The following is a 20,830-nucleotide window of genomic DNA, read 5'->3' as shown; positions in this document are numbered from 1 at the left end:
TCGGTACCGGTGAAAGAACCGGCACTAAACCCTTACAATCCCTAACGCAAAACCCACCGTTTAAAAAATAAATCTAACAGATCTTATAGGTTTCAAAAACCTGTAAGGTATTAAACAAGCTTATCCCAGCGCGATGTGGTAAATCTTTTTATTGTACTCAGGATTTGCCCCAGGTTGCGAGGCTACAAAAGCACCCACCTTACAGGCATTGTCTAAAGTGGTTTCCATGGGATAACCTTGCAGGTAGCAGGCAATAAATGTAGCTAAAAAGGCATCACCGGCACCAACTGTATCGGCTACCTGGACTTTATACCCTGCGTGTTTAAACAACTTGCCTTCCTTTAATACGCAAGCACCCTTATCGCCAAGTGTAAGGCAGATAATTTCGATATTAAACTGACTTGAAAGCTGTTTCAACAACTGTTCATCAGTATTGCCTGTTAAACCGAACGATTCTTTTACCCAGACAATTTCATCTTCGTTTATTTTCAGGATATCTGCCTTTGCTAAAAGCTCTCCGATTAATTCTTTTGAATAAAAGGGAGCTCGGAGGTTAATGTCGAATATTTTGGTCTTGGCATTTTCTAAAAGTGCCATAATGGTTTTTTTAGATTTTTCTTCTCTGCAGGTTAAGCTACAATATACCAGGGCATCGGCCTGTTTTACGGCCGTTATGTTCTCGGCTGTAATTTTGATATCATCCCATGCTACGGGCTGTTTGATGGTATAGGTAGCCTGATGATTTTCATCTAGCTGTACCACAACCGTACTGGTTGGTAACTCGGCATTAATTTGGATCAAATCAGTTCCAAAATGATTGCCGGTTAGGAAATTAACCAGCTCTTTGCCGTTTTTATCATTACCTATAGCACTTATAAAGCGGCTTTCTATGCCTTGTTTGTGTAAATTAAGGGCAACATTCATGCTCGAGCCGCCAGCTTTTTTGCCTTCCGGAAAAACATCCCAGAGTATTTCGCCAATTGTAATTACTTTATTTTGCATAGCAGATTTATAGAGATGTAAATAAAGAATTTTTAAGCATGGAACAAAATAATTTGTTTCATATCTTTAATTTTTACCTTAACTCAGATAACCATGAAAAGAATACTTGTAATCGCATTATTTTTAGCTTCCTTTAGTGCTTTTGCTCAAAATGCAAAAGATAAACAAGCCATACTTAATTTACTTGAAAAACAGCGTACCGATTGGAACAAAGGTGATGTTGAAGCTTTTATGCAGGGTTATGAAAAATCGGATAGTTTACTATTTGTGGGTAAAAGCGGCCCAACTTATGGCTGGCAAAAAACATTAGATAATTATAAAAAAGGTTATCCTGATAAATCTGCCATGGGCTTTTTGGTGTTTGGCATAAAAAAGGTCGATTTTTTAAAACCTGATCTGGCTTTTGTATTGGGTAGTTGGAATGTTAAACGTGAGAAAGATGAACTTAAAGGTTATTTCACCTTATTGATTAAAAAAATTAAGGGCGAATGGAAAGTGGTTGTAGATCATAGCAGCTAAGAATGAATGAGATGATAAATAGTCCTCGTTTTTAACGAGGACTCGCGAGAACAGCATTTTTAATGCTGTAAAATAATTAAAAGCGATAAAATCGCCTTTCTCATACGTCCCCGTTACAAACGGGGACGACGATTGATTTACTCTCCCAACTTAAAATCTTTGTAATAATAATCTTTATCTGCATCTGTTAACTGGCGGATTACCCTGCATGGGTTTCCTGCGGCAAAAACGTTATCCGGAATATCTCTGGTTACAATACTTCCTGATCCGATTACCACGTTAGATCCTATTTTAACACCCGGATTAATCACTACATTTCCCCCGATCCATACACTATTGCCAATGGTAATTTCTTGTGCCCATTCATATTCCTGATCACGTAAATGAGCATGAATTGGATGCCCTGCGGTATAAATGGCTACATTTGGTGCAATAAAAACATTGTTACCAATGCTTACTTTGGCACAATCTAAAATAACGAGATTAAAATTGGCGTAAAAATTATCACCGATTTCAATGTTATAACCATAATCGCATCTGAATGGCGGTTCCACATAAAACATCTTTTCTGTTTTGCCAAAAAGTCGTTTCAATAAATCCTTGCGCTGTTTAATAAATTTCGGAGCCAGATGATTAAACTCGTAAACCATTTCGCGGGCTTTTAATCTTTCTTTTGCCAGTACTGCATCACCAGCCAGGTAAGCTTTGCCTGCCAGCATTTTTTGTTTTTCGGTAAGTATATTGGTATCCATCGGTGATCTGGTTTTTAATGTGCACTAAATATAATTCGCAATAATAACAAAAAACGGGGCTATCGTTTACCGATGCCCCGTTGTCTTTTTAACTTTTTTTCAATTTTTTATGGTTTGCCTTTGGCTAGCGCCTTCTCGGCGATTTTAACCGCTTTTTTCTCTCTCCAATGGGCGTATTTTTCCTTGAAAGTCATTTTAATCAAACTATCAATGGCGCCATGGGTAAATAAGCTCCAAACGCTCGCTACTTTACGTGTAATCGATTGATCCCAGGCTCTTAAACTTAAAGAGAATGAGCCATCCAGATATTTCATCCAGTGCCACATTCCGGTTGGCATAAATAAAGTATCGCCATGCTCTAAGAAAACTTCATAACCTTCTACACCATTCAGTGCAGGGAATTTTTTGAAATCGGGGTTGGCCACATCGTAATCTTCCAAAGCATAAGTTGCATTTGGCAGGCAATACAACCTGTCTTTCCACTTATAATCGAATAAGATGATGTGTTTTCTGCCGCCAAAGTGTGTGTGGAAAATATGTGGTAAATCGATATCGTAATGTAAAAAGGTTACCGAGTTAGAACCGCCAAAGAACATTGCAGGCATACTTTCGATAAAACCACCCATTAAATCTTTTGGGATTTTTACATCATTGATTAAACTTGGTACTTTTTTAAATAGGTTAAAAAAGAATATACGCAGCTCGGTTGGCTCACGTTTAATCAGGTCAAGGTAATCGCCAAATTTCATGTGTGCTGTAGCCGCATTAATCGGCTTCGATGGATCTGCCTTAGAGTTATCGTAAAGCGGAACTTCTAGCTCGCCACCAATTTCTTTTAAATATTCAGTCGTCCATTTCTCTCTGGCAGGCCAGTCTTTAGTTAGGCCCCTGATTACTAACGGACGTTTAGTTTTCAGATAATTTTTCTTAAAATCTTCGGGAGTGATGCTCTCAACGATATCAACAGGTTTTAAAATGAAACTCATGCGCTTAAAAATCGGTTATTTGTGCCGAACAACAAATGTGTAAATTTTATTTTATAAAATTGATGTTAGCAGGTAAATGTGACTAAAATCACGTAATCTAAAATTAGTAAATACTTAACAATTTAATAATTAAGCCTCAACTTTATTTTTAACGATTTCTGCATAGGCCGCATCCCAAAGGTCTATCCTTTTTTGCAGCGCCCATTTTGCAGTCTCTTCTGCTTCCATCCAAAAGGCTTCATCTTTTTCACAAAGCTTCTCTGTCATAGACAGTGCTAAATGGCTATGGTGATCGCCATCTACTTCTATGTGGCGCTCCAGGTAATATTTAAAAATCGAAACCTGATCAGGCTGGGTACTGTTCAGATCATTCACCATGCTAAAAAACATGTTTGGAATTAAATCCTCCCGGCCAAAAGTGAAACTTGCTGCCTGTAAATGAGTTTTTCCACTGTTAATGGTTTCGAAAGTAGCATTAACAAAATTTCTGGCAGTTGCTGGTGCCTTGGCAATTTCGAAAGCTTCATTAAAGCTTTTCCCATTTTTTAGTTCCGCTAAAAAGATCTGGATGGGCTTTGTATTTGCGCTACATTGTTCCATCGCATCTAAATAGAGTTCAAAATGGCTTTTTATTTCTCCATCAGCATCCACATCCGATTCTTCGCCGGCAACAATTTCATTGATCAATTGCCGGGTAACGGGATCGCCTACCGGGAACCAGGGTAAACTGGTGCAGGTTAAATTAATCTGTAAGGCTTTAAGCAGAGACATAAAATCCCAAACCGCGAAAATATGGTGCTCCATAAAAATGCGGAGATCTTCCAGCTCATTAATGACCGAATAAACCTTATGGTTAATAATCTCTTGCCTAAGCGGCGCTATCTCTTTTTGGATTTTTATAATATTGGGATGCATACTAAAGTTTGGTATTTGGAGTGCTGAGGATAAATCTTATCACCCAATTAATTGTTCGCTTCTATTCTTTTTGCCGTAGTTATTTAAATTAATAACAACTCTCAAAAAGTCTGCAAATTTACGCCGTAAAATTAAGTTATACAACCTTTTATCCCAGGTAATTAATGGATAAAAATTTAGTCGATAATTTTCTAACTTAAAAAGATGCTAAGGCCTAATCTTCGGTATTGGTATAAAAGCAAAAACGTCCTGACTTTCGCCAGAACGTTTTGCTAATATTAAGGATATATTTTAATTATTATTTAGGCATTAAAACGGTATCTACTACGTGAATCACACCATTTTTTTGGTAAACGTCTGCAATTGTTACCGTACTCATTCCACCTTTTTCATCTTTTAGTACTAATTTTTTGCCTTCCATCCAAGCCCAAAGTTTACCACCTTCTACAGTTGTTAATTCTGCCTTGCCACCGCCAGCTTTAATGGCTTTTGCGATTGCTTTGCTATCCATTTTTCCTGCAACAACATGGTAAGTTAGAATTTTAGTCAGTGTTGCTTTGTTTTCTGGTTTAACCAGGTTATTTACTGTTCCAGCAGGAAGTTTATCGAAAGCTGCATTTGTTGGTGCAAAAACGGTAAACGGACCAGCGCCTTTTAAAGTTTCTACCAAACCTGCAGCTTTAACTGCTGCTACCAATGTAGTATGGTCTTTTGAATTTACAGCGTTATCTACAATATCTTTGGTTGCATACATGGCTGCACCGCCAACCATTGGGTTTTTCTGAGCATAAACTTGTGTGGTGAATGCCATGGTAATTACAGCAAATGCTGATAAGATTAAATTTTTCATTATTTCTAATTTTAAGTTTCTGTTATTTGATTCCATTTACGACGGCTTACAGATGCTTGGTTTTTAGAAATAAAAAAATATTATTTAATTTGCTGATTATTAGTGTTTTAATTTTATATTTTTTAGTTTTGAAAAGGTGCTGTTGTAGTTCTTTGGGAAGAGCAGCCCCCGCTTTTAGCTACTTTCGATGAAGAATCGAAACCGCTTCAATCGGGTTTATTTAACAAAGGTGTGTTCTTAACTTGACCGGCGATTTGACCAATCCATAGTGCTTTTGAAAATCGCTGGTAAACGCCAACCGCAAAACGCTCCACGCTAATTCACCTTTGCTGTCCTCACCTTTTTAGAAAAAATCTTTGGAAAAAAACGCTTCAATAATACTGCTCTGGTTTCTTTTCCGCCAATATAAACCTCTTCTTTTTTGCTGCTAACCGCTTGAAAAATTTGTTTAGCACACTCGGCAGGTGTCATGGCGTTTTCGTGTGCATCGCCCATTATATTCAGTGGGTTCCCATCTCCTGTAAGCGCATTGTAGGTTACACTTGTTTTGATAAAGCCTGGGCAGATTATCGTGATATCGATATTTTTGTTGTAGACTTCCGATCGGAGGGAATCGAAATAACCATGCAATGCATGTTTTGATGCCGCATAGGTAGAGCGGAATTTCGTGCCGAATTTCCCAACCAGACTGCTGATCACAACGATCTGGCCACTGCCATTGTTGATCATTGCTGGTAAAACCGCTTTACTAAGTACAACTGTACCCCAAAAATTGGTGTCCATAATTTGTTGTTCGGTTTTCAGGTTGGTTTCTAAGGCCAGGCTCCGCTGGCTTACACCTCCGCTATTGATCAATAAATCTATCTTGCCAAAAATACGGATGGCATCGGCAGCTTTATTTTCGAGTAAAGCCGTTTCACTTAAATCGAATGGTAAAACGTGGACATTAAAGGAATTCTGGCAGTTTCCTTTAACGCGGAACAATTCATCGCGGTTTCTTCCGGAAATAATCAGTTTGTTACCCGCTTTGAAATATTCATATACCAGGGCTTCGCCAATACCTGATGATGCGCCTGTGATCCAAACAATTTTTGACATATATTTTTTAATTATTGAGTGATTAAATTTTGACTGAGTGAATGTTGTTAATTCGCTAATTCAATCCTTCTCCATTTACTCATTCGTTTTCTACTACAAACAGTTCAGAAGCAATATGATCGGCAAATAATTTCCCATTCTGGCTTAAACAAATATGATCACCGTCAATCACCAGCCAGTCTTTATCCTCAAAATTTTTAAGGTTATGTTTGGTCTCTTCTAAAAAATATTTTCCGAAATCTGTATTTATTTTTTGTAAATCAGTTCCCCACATGGTTCTGAGCGAAGTCATGATGTATTCGTTAAATCTATCATTTAAACTTAGTTCTTCAACTACTTCGGGGAGTTTGTTATGGCCTAAAGTCTCCATGTATAAAGCATTATTCGCGGGGTTCATGTACCGGTTTTGGCCACTAAACCCGTGGGCAGATGGACCAATGCCAATATAATCTACACCTTTCCAATAATTGGTGTTATGTATGGCATAATGACCTGGTTTAGCAAAATTCGAAATTTCGTAATGTTCAAATCCGGCATTTACCAGGTTTTCCATTAAAATTACAAACTGCGCAGCACTTTGGTTATCGTTTACGGGTGTTTGTTTTTTATTTTTTATGGCATGGGCCAAAGCCGTTCTAGGCTCAACAGTTAAAGCATAGGCAGAAATATGCGGAACCTCAAGCTCAATTGCTTTTTGGATATTGTTTAACCATTTTTCGTCCGTAAGTAAAGGGTATCCGTAAATTAAATCCAGGGTTAAGTTTTCAAAACCTGCATCCTGACTCCGCCTAATACAATCTTCAGCCTCCCGAGCATGGTGCGCCCTGTTCATCCAGGTTAAGTCTTCGTCATAAAAAGATTGAATGCCCACGCTAAAACGGTTAACCGGTAATTGTTTCAGCTCTTTTAATTTCTGTGCAGTTAAATCATCAGGATTGGTTTCAATGGTAATCTCTGCACTGGCATTTACCGCAAAAGTTTTAGTAATGGTATCAAAAATCTTTTGCAAAGCAGATTCTGAAAGGATGGAAGGTGTACCCCCGCCAAAATAAATACTCCCAACTTGTCCGCTAATCCGGTCTTGTTTCATTTTTATTTCCTTACAAATCGCTTCCACCATTTCATCAGCATATTTTAAGGAAGTACTGAAATGAAAATCGCAATAGTGGCAAGCCTTTTTACAGAAGGGAATATGGATATAGATACCAGACATTGCTGCAAAGATAGTGAAGTTAAATTTTCTTTATTTCATGATTTATGATCTGTGACCCCATACTAAAGTAAAAAAAAGCTTTACTTTTGTTTTTAACAAGGTAGAAGATATCTTAATTCATTAAAACTGGCAGACAAAGGTGATTACAGTAAACTTCTTTCGTTCGCAAGGTCATGACAAATCTGAGTATTCATAAATCCATATATTTTCTTTAGGTAAACCTTGATTATTAGACTACTTTTGCAACCTTAAGTTTTGATTTACAGCATGCCGAAATTTATTTTCATTTTGTTCGCTTTTTTATGGTCTGCTAATTTTGTAGCAGCACAAGAAATTCCTGTTCAAAAAGATAGCTTGGCCCAGAATCAATATCAATATCGAAGATATCGCCCCGATTCGGCAACGTTGGCCAAACAGCGTTATACTACAGATTCCTTAATTCATCATACCTGGGTATTGCCTGATAGTTTAATTAACAAAAGTGCCCTTTTAGATACTATTGAAAAAGAGTATCTTTCTCCGAAGCTGGATTTGTGGGCATGGCACAAGAAATACCATCATTTAAAGAAAAAAGCAAATCCCTACCAGCTGGGTACCAAAATCCCTAAGGGAAATGTAGGTTTACTGGGCTTTATTTTTGGTATGCTTATCATTTTTGCCATTTTAAAAAATGCTTTTTCCAAGCAGCTATCGGCAATCGTTCAGGCATTTTTCAGTAACAGGATTTTGAATAATATCAACAAAGAAGATAACCTGTTTAGTTCATGGCCATTTTTATTGCTTTTTGTGCAGTTTGGTTTCGTTTTTGGGATGTTCTTTTTTCTGGTAGCGCAGTGGAATGATATGTACCAAGCTAAAGACGGGTTTAAGTTTTTCTTTAGCATATCCATTACCATTATTGTTTTTTATGCATTAAAATTAATCATTTTGCGCTTTTTAGGTTACCTCTTCAATGTGCAGAAACCAATAGGCGAATATATTTCAATTTTGTACCTCAGTTACTTCAATGCATCATTACTGTTTATTCCTTTAGTGGTTGCTTTTGCCCTCTCTCCACTTAAATATGGTTCAGTTTATATTGTATTGGCGTTCTTGTTGTTAGGCGTCATTTTTACTTTTCAGCTTTTGAGGGCAGGCGTAACGATACTTTCTAACAATAAGTTTTCTAAAATGCATTTATTTTTGTACTTTTGCGCCCTCGAAATATGTCCCATCCTCATACTAATTAAGACGATAGGACTGTAGCAGGAAAAGGAAAAATGCAAGAAAAGAACGACTCTAGAATCCGTAAAGTAAAAAGTATTTTGGTTACTTTACCAAAACCTGAAACAGAAAAATCTCCTTACTACGATTTGGCCAAAAAACACAACTTAAAAGTTGATTTTAGGTCTTTTATTCATGTGGAAGGGGTACCAGCAAGAGACTTTAGAAAGGATAAGATTAACCTGGCCGATTTTACGGCTGTGATTTTTACCAGCCGAAATGCAGCAGATCATTTTTTTAGAATCTGCGAAGAAATGCGTTATGAGGTGCCGGCAGAATTAAAATATTTCTGTCTATCAGAAACCATTGCGTTGTATCTGCAGAAGTATATTCAGTATCGGAAGCGTAAGATCTTTTTTGGTAAACAAACTGCAGCCGATTTAGCTGAAGTGTTAAAGAAACACGCAAACGAGAAATTTTTATATCCTTGTTCTGATATGGCTACTGAAGATACCATGAAGTTTTTGGAGAAAAGCGGATATAATTTTACACCAGCGGTTTTATTTAGAACTGTAGTAAGTGATTTATCTGATTTAGCTGAAGTATTCTACGACGTTATCGCATTTTTTAGCCCGTCAAGTATTCAATCGTTATTCAAAAATTTCCCTGATTTTAAGCAGAATAATACCCGGATTGCTGCTTTTGGAACCAATACCAGCAAAGCCTGTACGGATATGGATCTGATCGTAGATATTGCTGCGCCAACTCCAGGCGTCCCATCAATGACGATGGCCATTGAAAATTATATCAAAATATCTAATAAATAACACCGCAAATAATTTATTATAAGGCAATACAATAAATGCGTAACTTTACTGTAATTAAGGGGGTTACGCATATTCTTGAAAAACTTTTTAGTGAGTTGAGATGTTATTAATCTAACTTTAATTGCCTTTAGGCAATGATTTAATGTAAAATATTTGCTTTTGTAGATAATTTCAGTGATTTTTGATAAAATTGCCCCTAATCGTGCTGTGCACAAATTTGAAAATATGAAGAAAATCTACCTTCTAGCTATTGTAGGTGTAACTCTAATGCTGGCAAGCTGTGGTCATGGTGGCCAAGGCGAGCTGGTTGGCGCTTATAACCGAAAATTTAAAAACGATAGAATCCCACTAGGAATGGTTTACATTCCGCCAGGTCATACACCACTGGGAGGATCGGATGAAGACATTACATTTTCTCAGAATGGGCCAAGTAGAATGACCACTATCAGTGCATTCTTCATGGATCAAACAGAAATTTCTAATGCAGAATACCGTCAGTTTACCAATTGGGTGCGCGATTCAATTGCGATTGTGATGATGGGCAACCCACAACAATTTATGGTTACCCCAAAAGGAAATGCCGCAGCTGCTCTTGGTGGAGAAAAATATATCGACTGGAAAAAGGTTGGTAAAAATGGCGTCAACATTTGGCGTAACAAAGGTAAGGGGGCATCGGCAGCTCAAGCGAGCCAATTAGATGGGATGTATTACTCCGGTTTAGATGCACTTCCAGGCAAGAAAGAATTAGATGTTCGTAAATTCGAATATTCATATGCTGAATTAAATATGGAGAAGGCTGCCATTGGGCATAAAGATCCAAATAGCAAACGCCAAGATTATATTGATCGCTTCACCATTGCTATTTATCCTGATACAATGGTTTGGAAAACAGATTATTCTTATTCACAGAACGATCCAATGGTGCGTGGTTATTATAATCACCCTTCATATGATGATTATCCGGTAGTTGGAGTAAGCTGGGAGCAGGCTAAGGCTTTTTCTCACTGGAGAACCAGGCTGTATGATGGTGTTGCAACAGCAAGAAAACTGCCTGCGGGGTCAAGATCAGACTATAGATTACCGGCTGAAACAGAATTTGAATATGCGGCAAGAGGCGGCAATACCAAAACGAAATATCCTTGGGGAGGGCCTTACATTAGGAATACAAAAGGATGTTTACAGGCTAACTTTAAACCCGGTCGTGGTGATTATTCGAGCGATGGCGGTATTTACACAGTAGGTGTCAGGTCTTATTTCCCCAACGATTACGGCTTGTATAATATGTCCGGAAACGTATCAGAATGGACCATCACCGCTTACAATAAAGGTGCTAGCCCGTTATTGCATGATCTGAACCCTAACTTTACTTATGATGCTGGCGCAGGCGACAGTAAATACAAAAAACGTAAAGTAGTTAAGGGAGGTTCCTGGAAAGATACAGGCTACTTCCTGCAAAATGCCGTAGCAACATATGAATATCAGGATACTCAAAGGTCATATATTGGTTTCAGGTGTGTTTCATCATACCCTGGTACCGATTTAAGACGTTAAACCAAACAAACTAAAAACTAAAGAAAAACATCAAATTTATGGCAGCAAAGAAACAACCAGGCTGGTTACACGTAGCGATTTCATGGGGCGCAAGTATTGTAATTATCGGAGCATTATTTAAAATTCTACATATTGGTGGGATTTTAGGTAACTATATGATCGGTATTGGTCTTGGCGTAGAGGCATTTTTATTCTTTTTAACGGGATTTTTTCCACCAGAACCAGAACCAGCATGGGAAAGGGTTTATCCTGAATTAAAGGCAGATTTTAAAGGAGATTTACCAACAGCTTCAGCCAGACCTGTTGCTGCAGTAGCTTCATCATCTAATACAGCGGCTTTGGATAAAATGTTATCTGATGCTAAAATTGGTCCAGAGTTGATCGAGAGTTTAGGTACTGGTTTACGTACGTTTGGTGATAAGGTGGCTGCAATTTCGAATGTTGCGGATGCATCTACTGCAACAAATGAATTAACAGGTAAGATTAAAACCGCATCAGCTGGTTTCGATAATCTGAGCGCATCTTTTGAAAAAGCAACGGCTAATTTAAAAGCAATGGGCGAAAGCAATGTAGATTCTCAGGCATACCACGAACAGGTTAATAATTTAGCTAAGAACTTATCGGCTTTAAATGCGGTTTATGAATTGGAATTACAGGATTCTAGTGCGCATCTAAAATCGATGAATAAATTCTATTCAAACCTATCATTAACCATGCAAAACTTTAATGAATCGATGGAAGATTCGAAACAGTTTAAAGAAGAGGTGAACAAACTGGCTAAAAACCTATCATCGCTAAATGCAATTTATGGCAATATGTTATCGGCTATGAATAGCCCACGTGTATAATTTGTTTAGTTTTTAATTTTTAAAGAAAAGCTACATCAAACATGGCAGGCGGAAAAGAAACAACAAGGCAGCGGATGATCAATATCATGTATTTGGTATTGTTGGCCATGCTCGCCTTAAACGTATCAGATACTATTTTAGATGCATTCAAAAATATCAACGATAGTTTGGATACTTCTAAAAACAATGTAAATACAAGCATTAATCAGTTGTTTTCTGCCTTCGAAAATTCGAAGTTGAAAGAAGAGCCGGCACGTGCTCAGCCTATTTATGATAAGGCTAAACAAGCGCAAAAGGCGGCTGATGATTTAAATAATTACATAGAAAGTCTTAAAAAAGAATTTACTCAGGCAGGTGACGGGATCGACCCTGAAACGGAAGATCTGGTAAATAGATCTAATCAGGATATTGCTCAGAATATCATGATTAATCAAAAGAAAGCAGATGAGTTAAAGAAGAGAATTAATGCAACCAGAGAGAAATTAATCTCTTTATTAGATCCTGCAGATCGGGCGAATGTTTCTTTCTCTCTTGAAGCTAAAGATCCGGCAAGAAAAAGAAAAGGGAATTGGCAAGAAACTTACTTTGGTGAGGGAACACCACTAACGGCTGCTATGACCATTTTAACGAAACTACAAACAGATACTAAAAATGCTGAGGCAGAAGTAGTGAAGAAACTGTTCGGAAATATGGATAAAGCACAGGTTAATTTAGATCAGTTTGCAGCAGTTGCCGTAGCACCTACTTCTTATGTGATCCAAGGTCAGCCTTATACCGCTGAAGTGTTTTTAACAGCCAGCGATTCGAGATCAACTCCTGATATTACGGTTAACGGAAATAAATTAGCTGTTAAAGATGGTAAAGGAACTTATACTGGTGGTACCGGTAGTGTTGGTCAGTTTACCTGGGTGGGTACGGTACGTGTTCGCCAAACTGATGGACAGGTAAAAGAATACAAAACTCAACCACAAACCTATCAGGTAGCAAAACCATCGGCATCTGTTTCTTCAACGAAACTGAATGTAATTTATGCTGGTATTGCCAATCCGTTTACCGTTTCGGCAGCAGGCTTTCCATTAGAAAGCGTACGTGCTTCCATTTCAGGCGGTTCAATGTCTGGTAGTAATGGGAATTATAATGTAAATGTTCCGGGCAGCATGGTGGGCCAGGAAGTATCTATCAATGTTTCAGCAAACAATGCGGGTAAAACAGTTAGCTTAGGCTCACAAAAATTCAGGGTGAAAGCCATTCCGGCGCCAGTTGCTAAGGTTGGCGGACGCGCAGGAGGTGATATCGCTTCGGTACAGTTAAAGAGCGAAAGCGAGATAGAAGCTGATCTGGATGATTTTCCTTTTGATGTTAAGTTTAAAATACAACGGTATAAATTAACCATTATTAAACCACGATCTGATGCGGTTACCATTGCTGGTAGTGGTGGAAGTTTCGCTGGTGCAGTTAAAGGTGCGATGAATTCAGTTACTCCCGGAACAAGGGTGTTTTTTGAAGATATTGTTTCTGTAGGTCCAGATGGTCGTCAAAGAATTTTGCCTTCATTAGCGTTCAGTGTAAAATAAAAGAAGATGAAAAGGATTTTAAGTATTGCTATTTTAGTTTTGTTAACCGCGTTTGCTTTTGCACAAAAAAAGCCAACTAGGTTAGCACCGAAGAAAGCTGCACCAGTAGCTGCTGCTGCTGCGGTAGATACGGTTAAAGCTCCTGTTAAAACAGCTAAAAAGAAACTAAAGGTACCGCCTAAAGATGGTTTCTATGCCCGTAAGGACATTGACAGTACTGAAATGGTTCCTTTGGCTGATGTGAGGGAGGAAGATGTTTTTTATGCAAAACGGATCTGGAGAGAAATTGATTTAAGGGATACCGTAAACTCACCTTTGAGATCTCCTAAATCGAGATTGATCGATGTATTGATCGGCGCAATTAAAAAAGACGAACTAACAGCATACTCGCCAATTGATAGTGCCTTAAACGAAGATGATGCTTTCCTTAATCCAATGTCTGCAGATTCTGCAGCTAAATCAGCTTTAGGAACAGCAGAGGTTTCGAACAATAAAACCGGAACCGTTACTACGGTTGTTAATGATTTTAACCCGGAATTGTTCTTAAAGTTCAGAATAAAAGAGGATTGGATTTTCGATACCAAACGTTCTATTTTTGAACCACGTATTGTAGGCATTGCGCCGTTAAAGTACAATGAGGTTTCTAAACAATGGCAGCCTGTATTTTGGGTGTACTATCCTGAAGCGAGGGAAATTTTGACTAAGAAACGTTTGATCAATACCAATAATGATGCTTCATCATTAAGCTTCGATGATTTCTTTATTCGCCGCTTGTTTAGCAGTTATATTGTTAAAGAATCGAATCCTGGTGATAATAAGATCAGAGATATTATTTCAAACCCTAAAGAGCGGTTATACGAATCAGAAAGGATTAAAAAATCCGTTCTTGATTACGAGCAAGGTCTTTGGGAATACTAACCTCATAAAAAGGTTCCGATGAAAATCGGAGCCTTTTTTGTTTGCGGAGAATTCTTTTCTCCTCACAGTCATTTCGAGCGAAGTCGAGAACCACGAAGTGCTCAGCGAAGCTAAATCTATCTCGAGATAGATCTCTCCATTCCACTGCGTTTCAGTCGAGATGACGATTCTTTTTAGAAATTGTCATCCTGGGTGTAACGAAGGTTCTTTTAGCAAATTTATTAAAAGATTCTTCACTGCGTTCAGAATGAAATATTAGCATAATGCAAAAAAGCGGTAATCCAAACCTATGGATTACCGCTTTAATTTAACTGAATAGCCTATTATTGGTTATCAGTAGCAGCCTCTAATACATTTTGAATGGTTGTAGATACATTAGATAGAAGATCATATCCTGTGGCAGATTCAATTGAATTAACCGTTGTACGGAATGTTCTCCAGTTGGTATTTAAGCCATTTGTATTTGGCATGTTTACTGCAATTACTCTTGTAGAAGATGTAATCCTGCTTAAATCGTTATTTCCGTTTGGCAATACCACAATAACTTTCCATGTATTTGAGGGTACGTTAACACGTCCGTTATCAATGGTATATGTAGTGCCACCGTTGCTTCCTGTACCACCAGAACCATAAGAACCACAAACGATATAAACTTCGTTACCTGCTGTAACCAATGAGCGTGTGTAGTTTTCAAGATCGGCCCAAGGACCCTGGTTGTTGTTAGGTGCCTGAGGCATCATATTGCTCATTAAGAATGTGGAGGAGTTTGACGTTACAGAAGCAGTCCGATCAGCTGATGGGCAGTTATGACCACGATCGAAACCTGAACCGGAATAGCTGCTGTTCGATACCTGGTACCAGCCTGAAGGTAAAGTATTATCAGCTCTGAAATCATTTTGACGTGAATTTGAACCTAAATCAGACGATCCAATATGCCAGCTTACCCAGTTTGGTGTAGCCCTGCTTCTACTGTAAGAACTTGTATAATAAGTGTGGTCCATCAGGTAATTTTCAGGAGAAGATGTGCTTGCAACCGCATTACTTGGATTACCCAGTAATAGGTTACTATCATCTCCAGATGTGGTTGGTGGAGGAGTGGTTCCACCGTCACCAGTTGAAATACTAAAATCGTCGATATTGATACGCGCAGTACCTCCTGTGATTTTACGGATCTGGAAGCGAACATTTCCAGAAATGGATACATTAAATGTTGCAGTTGTTAAAGTTGTTGAGCTGGTGGTAATGGTGCTACCGGTTTGTTGCCAGCTCGAACCGCTATCAGTAGAGTACCACAGTTGCCACGTACTATTAGCATCGCTACCATATTTGGCGTGGGCAACGGTTATTACATCGGCTCCGTTTACATTGAAATTCATGCTCAATGTGCCTGTGTTACGGATACGTACGGATTGACTGCCATTTTTAGCATCTCCAGTTAGATTTCCAATCAACGCATCGTCAAGACTCCAGCTTCCGCTGCTTAAAGTTACAGCCCCAACTGTGTAACTGCCTTTGGTACCCGATTCGAATGTTTCGGGGAAACCCGCAACTACTGCTTGGGTACCGGCCGTAGATGCTTTACTATTTAACTTTTGCTCAAATGGCATGTTGTCTGGCTGAGTGGGGTTGTCTTTTTTACAGGCAGCCAGGCCAAGACATAAAACGGCCATTAAGCTTAATTTTTTTAATGCTTTCATTGTTTTAGGATTATTTTAATGGATGTAAGGAATTTTTAGGTTTCGATAGCAAAAGTTTCGATCACGATACAAGTGCCATCTGTTAAATAGCCAGCAATAAGTACAGGAATCCGGCTAGCGCCTTCTACTCTGACTACTGTGATATTGGATAGGTTTTGCTTTAAAAAGGTGTAGAAATCGGCTATTTTGCCTGCATTTTCGACCATTGGCGCATCGGCTTGATCAACATTTGATATTAGACTATCAAAAAAGTCGGCCTGATCAATTTGTTTTAAATTGGAAGGATCAGCATTATATTTGATGGCAATTTCTTTCAAAAGTTCTGAAGATGTAATTTTCCCCCAATCTGCTGCTTTAAAAGGGCTTTCAGATTCGGTAAAATACCATACACCCAACAAAAGTTTGGTTATGGTTGCCACGATGTTGTTATTCATGTAAATAGGGATGTTTTTACGAGTATTAACGGCCCTAAAATAGAGAAAAAGGATTTGAATATTATGCAATATAGATTAACAAAGTGTTAACATTTTTACAGATGTATCTGTAATTCTGTTCATAACAGATTTACGCTTCTTTAAAATGTGAAAGCAAGGTAACTACCTGTTTTTTATTGAGTACTGCTGAAAGCTCTTTTTCTGTAGCTTCTTTGATCTTTTTAACCGATTTAAAATGCGTTAACAATTTATCTGCAGTTGTTTTGCCAATACCTTCAATCTGTTCAAGCTCGGTTTTAAGTGTGCCCTGGTCGCGTTTTTTGCGGTGAAAAGTAATACCGAAACGGTGGGCCTCATCACGTAATTGTTGGATCACCTTTAAGGTTTCTGATTTCTTATCTAAGTATAGTGGAAAGGAATCGCCTGGATAGAACAATTCTTCCAATCGCTTGGCTATACCAATTACGGTTACCTTATTCTCTATCCCTAATAGCTTTAAACTCTTCATCGCTGATGAAAGCTGCCCTTTACCACCATCGATAATGATGAGCTGGGGCAAAGTCTGGTTTTCATCCAACATTCTTCTGTAACGACGGAAAACAGCTTCTTCCATGGTTGCAAAATCATTGGGACCTTCAACCGTTTTCACATTAAAATGACGGTAGTCTTTTTTCGAAGGTTTGGCATCTTTAAATACCACAATTGCCGAAACCGGATATTTTCCCTGAAAGTTAGAATTATCAAAACATTCGATGTGCTTTGGAAGCTGCGTTAAACGCAGATCTTTTTGCATGGTGGTTAAAATCCGATCGGTACGTAAATCAGGATTCAGCTTTTCATATTGGTTAAGCTTCTCCTTTTTAAAGAAGAGTACATTCTTTTGCGAGAGTTCTAAAAGTTTCTTCTTTTCGCCCAGTTTAGGAACCGTAAACTTTAAACTTTCATCTTCCAATGAGGGTTCAAAAGGAACAATAATTTCTTTCGAGGTACTGTTAAATTTAGTTCTGAACTCTAGCATCGCCAGAGTTAAAATCTCATCATCACTTTCATCCAATTGTTTTTTAACCTCAATGGTCTGCGTTTGGATAATTGTGCCGTTCATTACCTTCAGGTAGTTCACAAAGGCATAACGTTCGTCTGATGCAATGCTCACCACATCCACATTGGTAATGGCACTGTTTACCACTGTCGATTTGCTCTGGTATTTTTCCAGTACCTCTAATCTCCTGGCGTATTGATGCGCGAGTTCGAAGTTCAGGTTTTCTGATGCCGACTTAATAACCCCTTTAACATCGCGGATGACGTTTCCGATTTTACCATTCAGAATTTCCTTGATCTCGCCAATATTTTTATCATAATCGGTTTCAGTCTGGTAGTTTTGGCAAGGTCCTTTACAGTTGCCAATCTGATATTCGAGGCAGACTTTAAATTTGCCTTCATCTATATTTTTCTCCGTCAGGGGTAAACTACAGGTGCGTAAAGGATAGGTTTCTTTAATCAGATCCAGAATGGTATGCATCATGCCTATGGAGCCATAGGGGCCGAAATAGGTTGAGCCATCCTTTATAACTTTACGTGTCCAGTAAATGCGCGGGAAATTTTCATTTTTTACGATAATCCATGGGTAGGTTTTATCGTCCTTTAAGTTGATATTAAATTTAGGCTGATGCTTTTTGATCAGGCTGTTCTCCAGTAACCAGGCATCAATCTCCGTATCAACAATGGTGAAAGTGATTTTCCTGATCTTGGATACCAATACCCTCGTTTTGCCATTAAACTGGTTTCTATCGCTGTTAAAATACGAACCTACACGGTTGCGCAGGTCTTTCGCTTTACCAATGTACATGAGCTTTCCATCGGCATCCCAATACTGGTATACGCCTGGTTTATGTGGAATTGCGGTTAATGCTGTTTTATGGTCGAAACTGCTCATGATTACAAAAATAGGATTCGGAAGCGGAAATTTTGATTAAATAATCCGATTTAGTACATGTGTGATTTTGGCGTGCCCCTAAGCTGCGCCAAGGGTCAGGCTATTCGTTACAATCTTTTGCTGCGTTCCGCTATGCTCAACTTAGCAGCAAAAGGATTTCCACTGCTATCCTTCACGCAGGAGTTGATGGCTAAAATCCCAACTTCTCGTCCAGTTCACTCGTACCTTCTTCCTGCTGCTGATACTGGTTACAATCAAAAGTAATGGAAACACCTGATTTTGGTGCTTCGAAATCGGCATGACTGATCTTTAACGCTGGATTGGCATAAACTCTTTTTATAAATCCTGCAAAAATTGGTAAAGCTGTATTTGCACCTTCACCCTGATTGGTGCTGATAAAGTGAAAAGCCCTGTCTTCACAGCCTGTCCAGATACCCGTTACCAGTTGGGGCGTTATGGCCATAAACCAACCATCAGAGTTATTTTGGGTGGTACCCGTTTTCGCCCCGATTGGTGCATTAACTTTGTATTTATAATTTAATCTCGATCCGGTTCCGTTAGTTACCACACCTTTAAGCATCCGTGTCATTACATAAGCCACTTCCTCGCTCATAATTGGTTTTGGTATTTCCTTTTGAGAAAACAATACCACCCCGTTTTTATCTTCAATCCTCAATAAATAAATGGGTTTGGTATAAGTTCCTTTATTGGCAAAAGCGCCGTAAGCACCTACCATATTATAAACCGAAGAATCGAAAGTGCCGAGGCAAATAGATGGAAATGCCGGAACATTTGGGATACCCATTTTTGTGGCCAGCGTAGACACGGCGACAGGACCAACCTGTTTCATTAAATAAGCCGTCACAAAGTTTTGCGAGTAAGCCAATGCTTTTTGTAAGGTGATACTGCCAGGTAATGGTTTGCCTGAGTTTCTTGGCGTCCACGGTTCACCATAACCCTCAATCGTTACCGGAACGTTTGGTACAGTATAACAAGGCGAATAACCATTTTCAATAGCTACTGCATAGGTAAATGGTTTTGCTGTTGAACCTACCTGGCGGGTTCCCATTTTAACCTGATCGTATTTAAAGTGCTCGTAATTGATTCCGCCAACCCATGCTTTAACATGTCCGTTAGTCGGGTCCATGGTCATCATGGCATTCCTAAGGAGCATTTTGTAATAACGTACAGAGTCTATCGGTTTCATTACTGTATCGATATTACCTTTCCAGGTAAAAATGGTCATTTCTGTTTTGGTGTTGAAATCATCTTTAATTTCATCATCAGATTTACCTTCCAGTTTTAAAGATTTATAACGGTCAGATCGTTTAATTCCCTGCTCAATCTGTAAAGTTTTATCCTTAAAAGGGTTTCTGCCCTTCCAACTCGCAATAAACTGCGCCTGTAACACTTTCATGTATTCTTTTTGCGCTTCCTCGGCATACACCTGCATATCATAATTCAACGTGGTATAGATCTTCAAACCATCACGGTCCAAATCGTATGGTGTACCATCAGGCTTGGTAATGGATTGCTCCTGGAAAATGTTTTTGATATCATTTTTCAGTACGGAACGGAAGTATGGAGCAATACCATCATTAACGGTTGCAGCATTGAAATGCAGATTTAAAGGTTTATCTTTTTGTTCATCAAACTCCGACTGGGCTAAGAGATCTGCTTTAACCATTAAGGCCATGACAGTATTTCTGCGGTCTCTGGAGCGCTCAGGATGGCGGGTTGGCGAATACATGGTAATGCCTTTTTGCATACCTACCAAGGTTGCTGCCTGTGTTAAAGTTAACTTATCTGGCGTGGTATTGAAATAAACCCTTGCTGCAGATTTGATACCATAGGCCTGGTTACCAAAGTCAACCGTATTTAAATACATCGTAATAATCTCTTCTTTGGTATAGTTACGTTCCAGTTTAACGGCAACAATCCACTCCTTAAATTTGGTTAATACCAACGAGAAGAAATTAAGGTTCGATTCGCGAGGGAAAAGATTTTTGGCCAATTGCTGGGTAATGGTGCTGGCCCCCTGTTTTTTACCGATCAAATTATAACCGATGATAGAGAATGTACGTTTAAAATCGATACCTGAATGCTCTTTAAAACGGGTATCTTCTGTCGCAATTAACCCATTAATTACATTTTCAGAAATATCCTTATAAGTAACGTTCGATCTGTTTTGAACAAAATAGGTACCTAAAGGTCGGCCATCTTCAGCAATAATTTCTGATGCCTGGTTGCTTTTAGGGTGCTCAATGTCCCTGAAAGAAGGTAGGGCCCCAAATAGCCCAAATCCAATCATGGAGATGAAAATAGCGAATAGGGCAATTCCACCAATCAATAATTTCCAGATGAGTAAACTGTATCTTCTTGTATCCTGTGGAGAAAGGGATTTGTTCATTTTGTGTTGTTATTTTCCAAAAACACCGGGATAGGTGATTTTGGATGCAAATTTATTAATTTTTTATAGAATCAAATTTAAGCTTTGAACTTTGGCAATT

The 20,830-nt window shown here is 38.6% G+C and carries 18 protein-coding genes; 7 read left to right on the top strand and 11 right to left on the bottom strand.

From position 1 onward, the window contains the following. Nucleotides 1-120 precede the first annotated feature (120 nt). A complete protein-coding gene (locus tag OQX63_RS11660; RefSeq protein WP_265851040.1) occupies nucleotides 121-1,002 on the bottom strand; it encodes a carbohydrate kinase family protein in 882 nt (293 codons plus the stop codon). Nucleotides 1,003-1,095: 93 nt separating this feature from the next. On the opposite strand from OQX63_RS11660, the gene OQX63_RS11655 reads away from it, so the two are divergent. Beyond that, nucleotides 1,096-1,521, top strand: a complete 426-nt coding sequence (locus OQX63_RS11655; protein ID WP_265851039.1) for a YybH family protein — start codon at nucleotides 1,096-1,098, stop codon at nucleotides 1,519-1,521. Between the two features lie 137 nt (nucleotides 1,522-1,658). Here the strand turns inward: OQX63_RS11655 and OQX63_RS11650 are convergent, their stop codons facing one another. The 6 genes from OQX63_RS11650 to hemW all read right to left on the bottom strand — a co-directional run bounded on the left by OQX63_RS11650 (nucleotide 1,659) and on the right by hemW (nucleotide 7,335). After that, a complete protein-coding gene (locus OQX63_RS11650; RefSeq protein WP_265851038.1) occupies nucleotides 1,659-2,273 on the bottom strand; it encodes a sugar O-acetyltransferase in 615 nt (204 codons plus the stop codon). Between the two features lie 107 nt (nucleotides 2,274-2,380). Further along, the gene (locus OQX63_RS11645; RefSeq protein ID WP_265851037.1) at nucleotides 2,381-3,259 is read right to left on the bottom strand and encodes a cupin-like domain-containing protein; all 879 of its coding nucleotides are present in this window, start codon (nucleotides 3,257-3,259) and stop codon (nucleotides 2,381-2,383) included. A 129-nt stretch (nucleotides 3,260-3,388) separates the two neighbouring features. Further along, entirely contained in the window at nucleotides 3,389-4,174 is a 786-nt protein-coding gene (locus OQX63_RS11640; RefSeq protein WP_265851036.1) for a DUF3050 domain-containing protein, read from the bottom strand. A gap of 298 nt (nucleotides 4,175-4,472) precedes the next feature. Next, nucleotides 4,473-5,024 carry a fasciclin domain-containing protein gene (locus OQX63_RS11635; protein WP_090498554.1) on the bottom strand — a complete coding sequence of 184 codons (552 nt, stop codon included), beginning with the start codon at nucleotides 5,022-5,024 and terminating at the stop codon, nucleotides 4,473-4,475. Nucleotides 5,025-5,339: 315 nt separating this feature from the next. Next, nucleotides 5,340-6,122, bottom strand: coding sequence for an SDR family oxidoreductase (locus OQX63_RS11630; RefSeq protein ID WP_265851035.1), 783 nt, complete (start codon nucleotides 6,120-6,122; stop codon nucleotides 5,340-5,342). Between the two features lie 79 nt (nucleotides 6,123-6,201). Beyond that, entirely contained in the window at nucleotides 6,202-7,335 is a 1,134-nt protein-coding gene (gene hemW, locus OQX63_RS11625; RefSeq protein ID WP_265851034.1) for a radical SAM family heme chaperone HemW, read from the bottom strand. A gap of 267 nt (nucleotides 7,336-7,602) precedes the next feature. Here hemW and OQX63_RS11620 point away from each other — a divergent pair, with 267 nt between their 5' ends. The 6 genes from OQX63_RS11620 (at nucleotide 7,603) to gldN (ending at nucleotide 14,256) form a co-directional block, all read left to right on the top strand. Next, a complete protein-coding gene (locus OQX63_RS11620) occupies nucleotides 7,603-8,580 on the top strand; it encodes a DUF4271 domain-containing protein (RefSeq protein WP_265851033.1) in 978 nt (325 codons plus the stop codon). Nucleotides 8,581-8,594: 14 nt separating this feature from the next. Further along, nucleotides 8,595-9,365, top strand: a complete 771-nt coding sequence (locus OQX63_RS11615) for a uroporphyrinogen-III synthase (protein WP_029274186.1) — start codon at nucleotides 8,595-8,597, stop codon at nucleotides 9,363-9,365. 225 nt (nucleotides 9,366-9,590) lie between these two features. Further along, nucleotides 9,591-10,916 (top strand): SUMF1/EgtB/PvdO family nonheme iron enzyme, encoded by a 1,326-nt coding sequence (locus tag OQX63_RS11610; protein WP_265851032.1) that lies wholly within the window; start codon nucleotides 9,591-9,593, stop codon nucleotides 10,914-10,916. A 38-nt stretch (nucleotides 10,917-10,954) separates the two neighbouring features. Further along, complete coding sequence (gene gldL / locus OQX63_RS11605; RefSeq protein ID WP_265851031.1) at nucleotides 10,955-11,764, top strand: gliding motility protein GldL; 810 nt, start codon at nucleotides 10,955-10,957, stop codon at nucleotides 11,762-11,764. Nucleotides 11,765-11,805: 41 nt separating this feature from the next. Further along, the gene (gene gldM / locus OQX63_RS11600) at nucleotides 11,806-13,338 is read left to right on the top strand and encodes a gliding motility protein GldM (protein WP_265851030.1); all 1,533 of its coding nucleotides are present in this window, start codon (nucleotides 11,806-11,808) and stop codon (nucleotides 13,336-13,338) included. Nucleotides 13,339-13,344: 6 nt separating this feature from the next. Continuing rightward, entirely contained in the window at nucleotides 13,345-14,256 is a 912-nt protein-coding gene (gene gldN, locus OQX63_RS11595; protein WP_265851029.1) for a gliding motility protein GldN, read from the top strand. Between the two features lie 323 nt (nucleotides 14,257-14,579). Here gldN and OQX63_RS11590 read toward each other — a convergent pair whose 3' ends face one another. From OQX63_RS11590 to OQX63_RS11575, 4 genes are all read right to left on the bottom strand, one after another. Then, entirely contained in the window at nucleotides 14,580-15,953 is a 1,374-nt protein-coding gene (locus OQX63_RS11590; RefSeq protein ID WP_265851028.1) for a DNA/RNA non-specific endonuclease, read from the bottom strand. Nucleotides 15,954-15,988: 35 nt separating this feature from the next. Next, entirely contained in the window at nucleotides 15,989-16,387 is a 399-nt protein-coding gene (locus OQX63_RS11585; RefSeq protein ID WP_265851027.1) for a nuclease A inhibitor family protein, read from the bottom strand. Between the two features lie 130 nt (nucleotides 16,388-16,517). Continuing rightward, nucleotides 16,518-18,320, bottom strand: a complete 1,803-nt coding sequence (gene uvrC / locus OQX63_RS11580; protein WP_265851026.1) for an excinuclease ABC subunit UvrC — start codon at nucleotides 18,318-18,320, stop codon at nucleotides 16,518-16,520. Nucleotides 18,321-18,510: 190 nt separating this feature from the next. After that, on the bottom strand, nucleotides 18,511-20,730 hold the full coding sequence (locus tag OQX63_RS11575) for a transglycosylase domain-containing protein (protein ID WP_265851025.1): 2,220 nt from the start codon (nucleotides 20,728-20,730) through the stop codon (nucleotides 18,511-18,513). Nucleotides 20,731-20,830 lie beyond the last annotated feature (100 nt).

It is taken from the genome of Pedobacter sp. PF22-3, from assembly GCF_026239555.1.
Classification (GTDB): domain Bacteria; phylum Bacteroidota; class Bacteroidia; order Sphingobacteriales; family Sphingobacteriaceae; genus Pedobacter.
The sequence above is the reverse complement of the archived record's forward strand: the minus strand, read 5'-3'. Positions and strand labels throughout refer to the sequence as shown.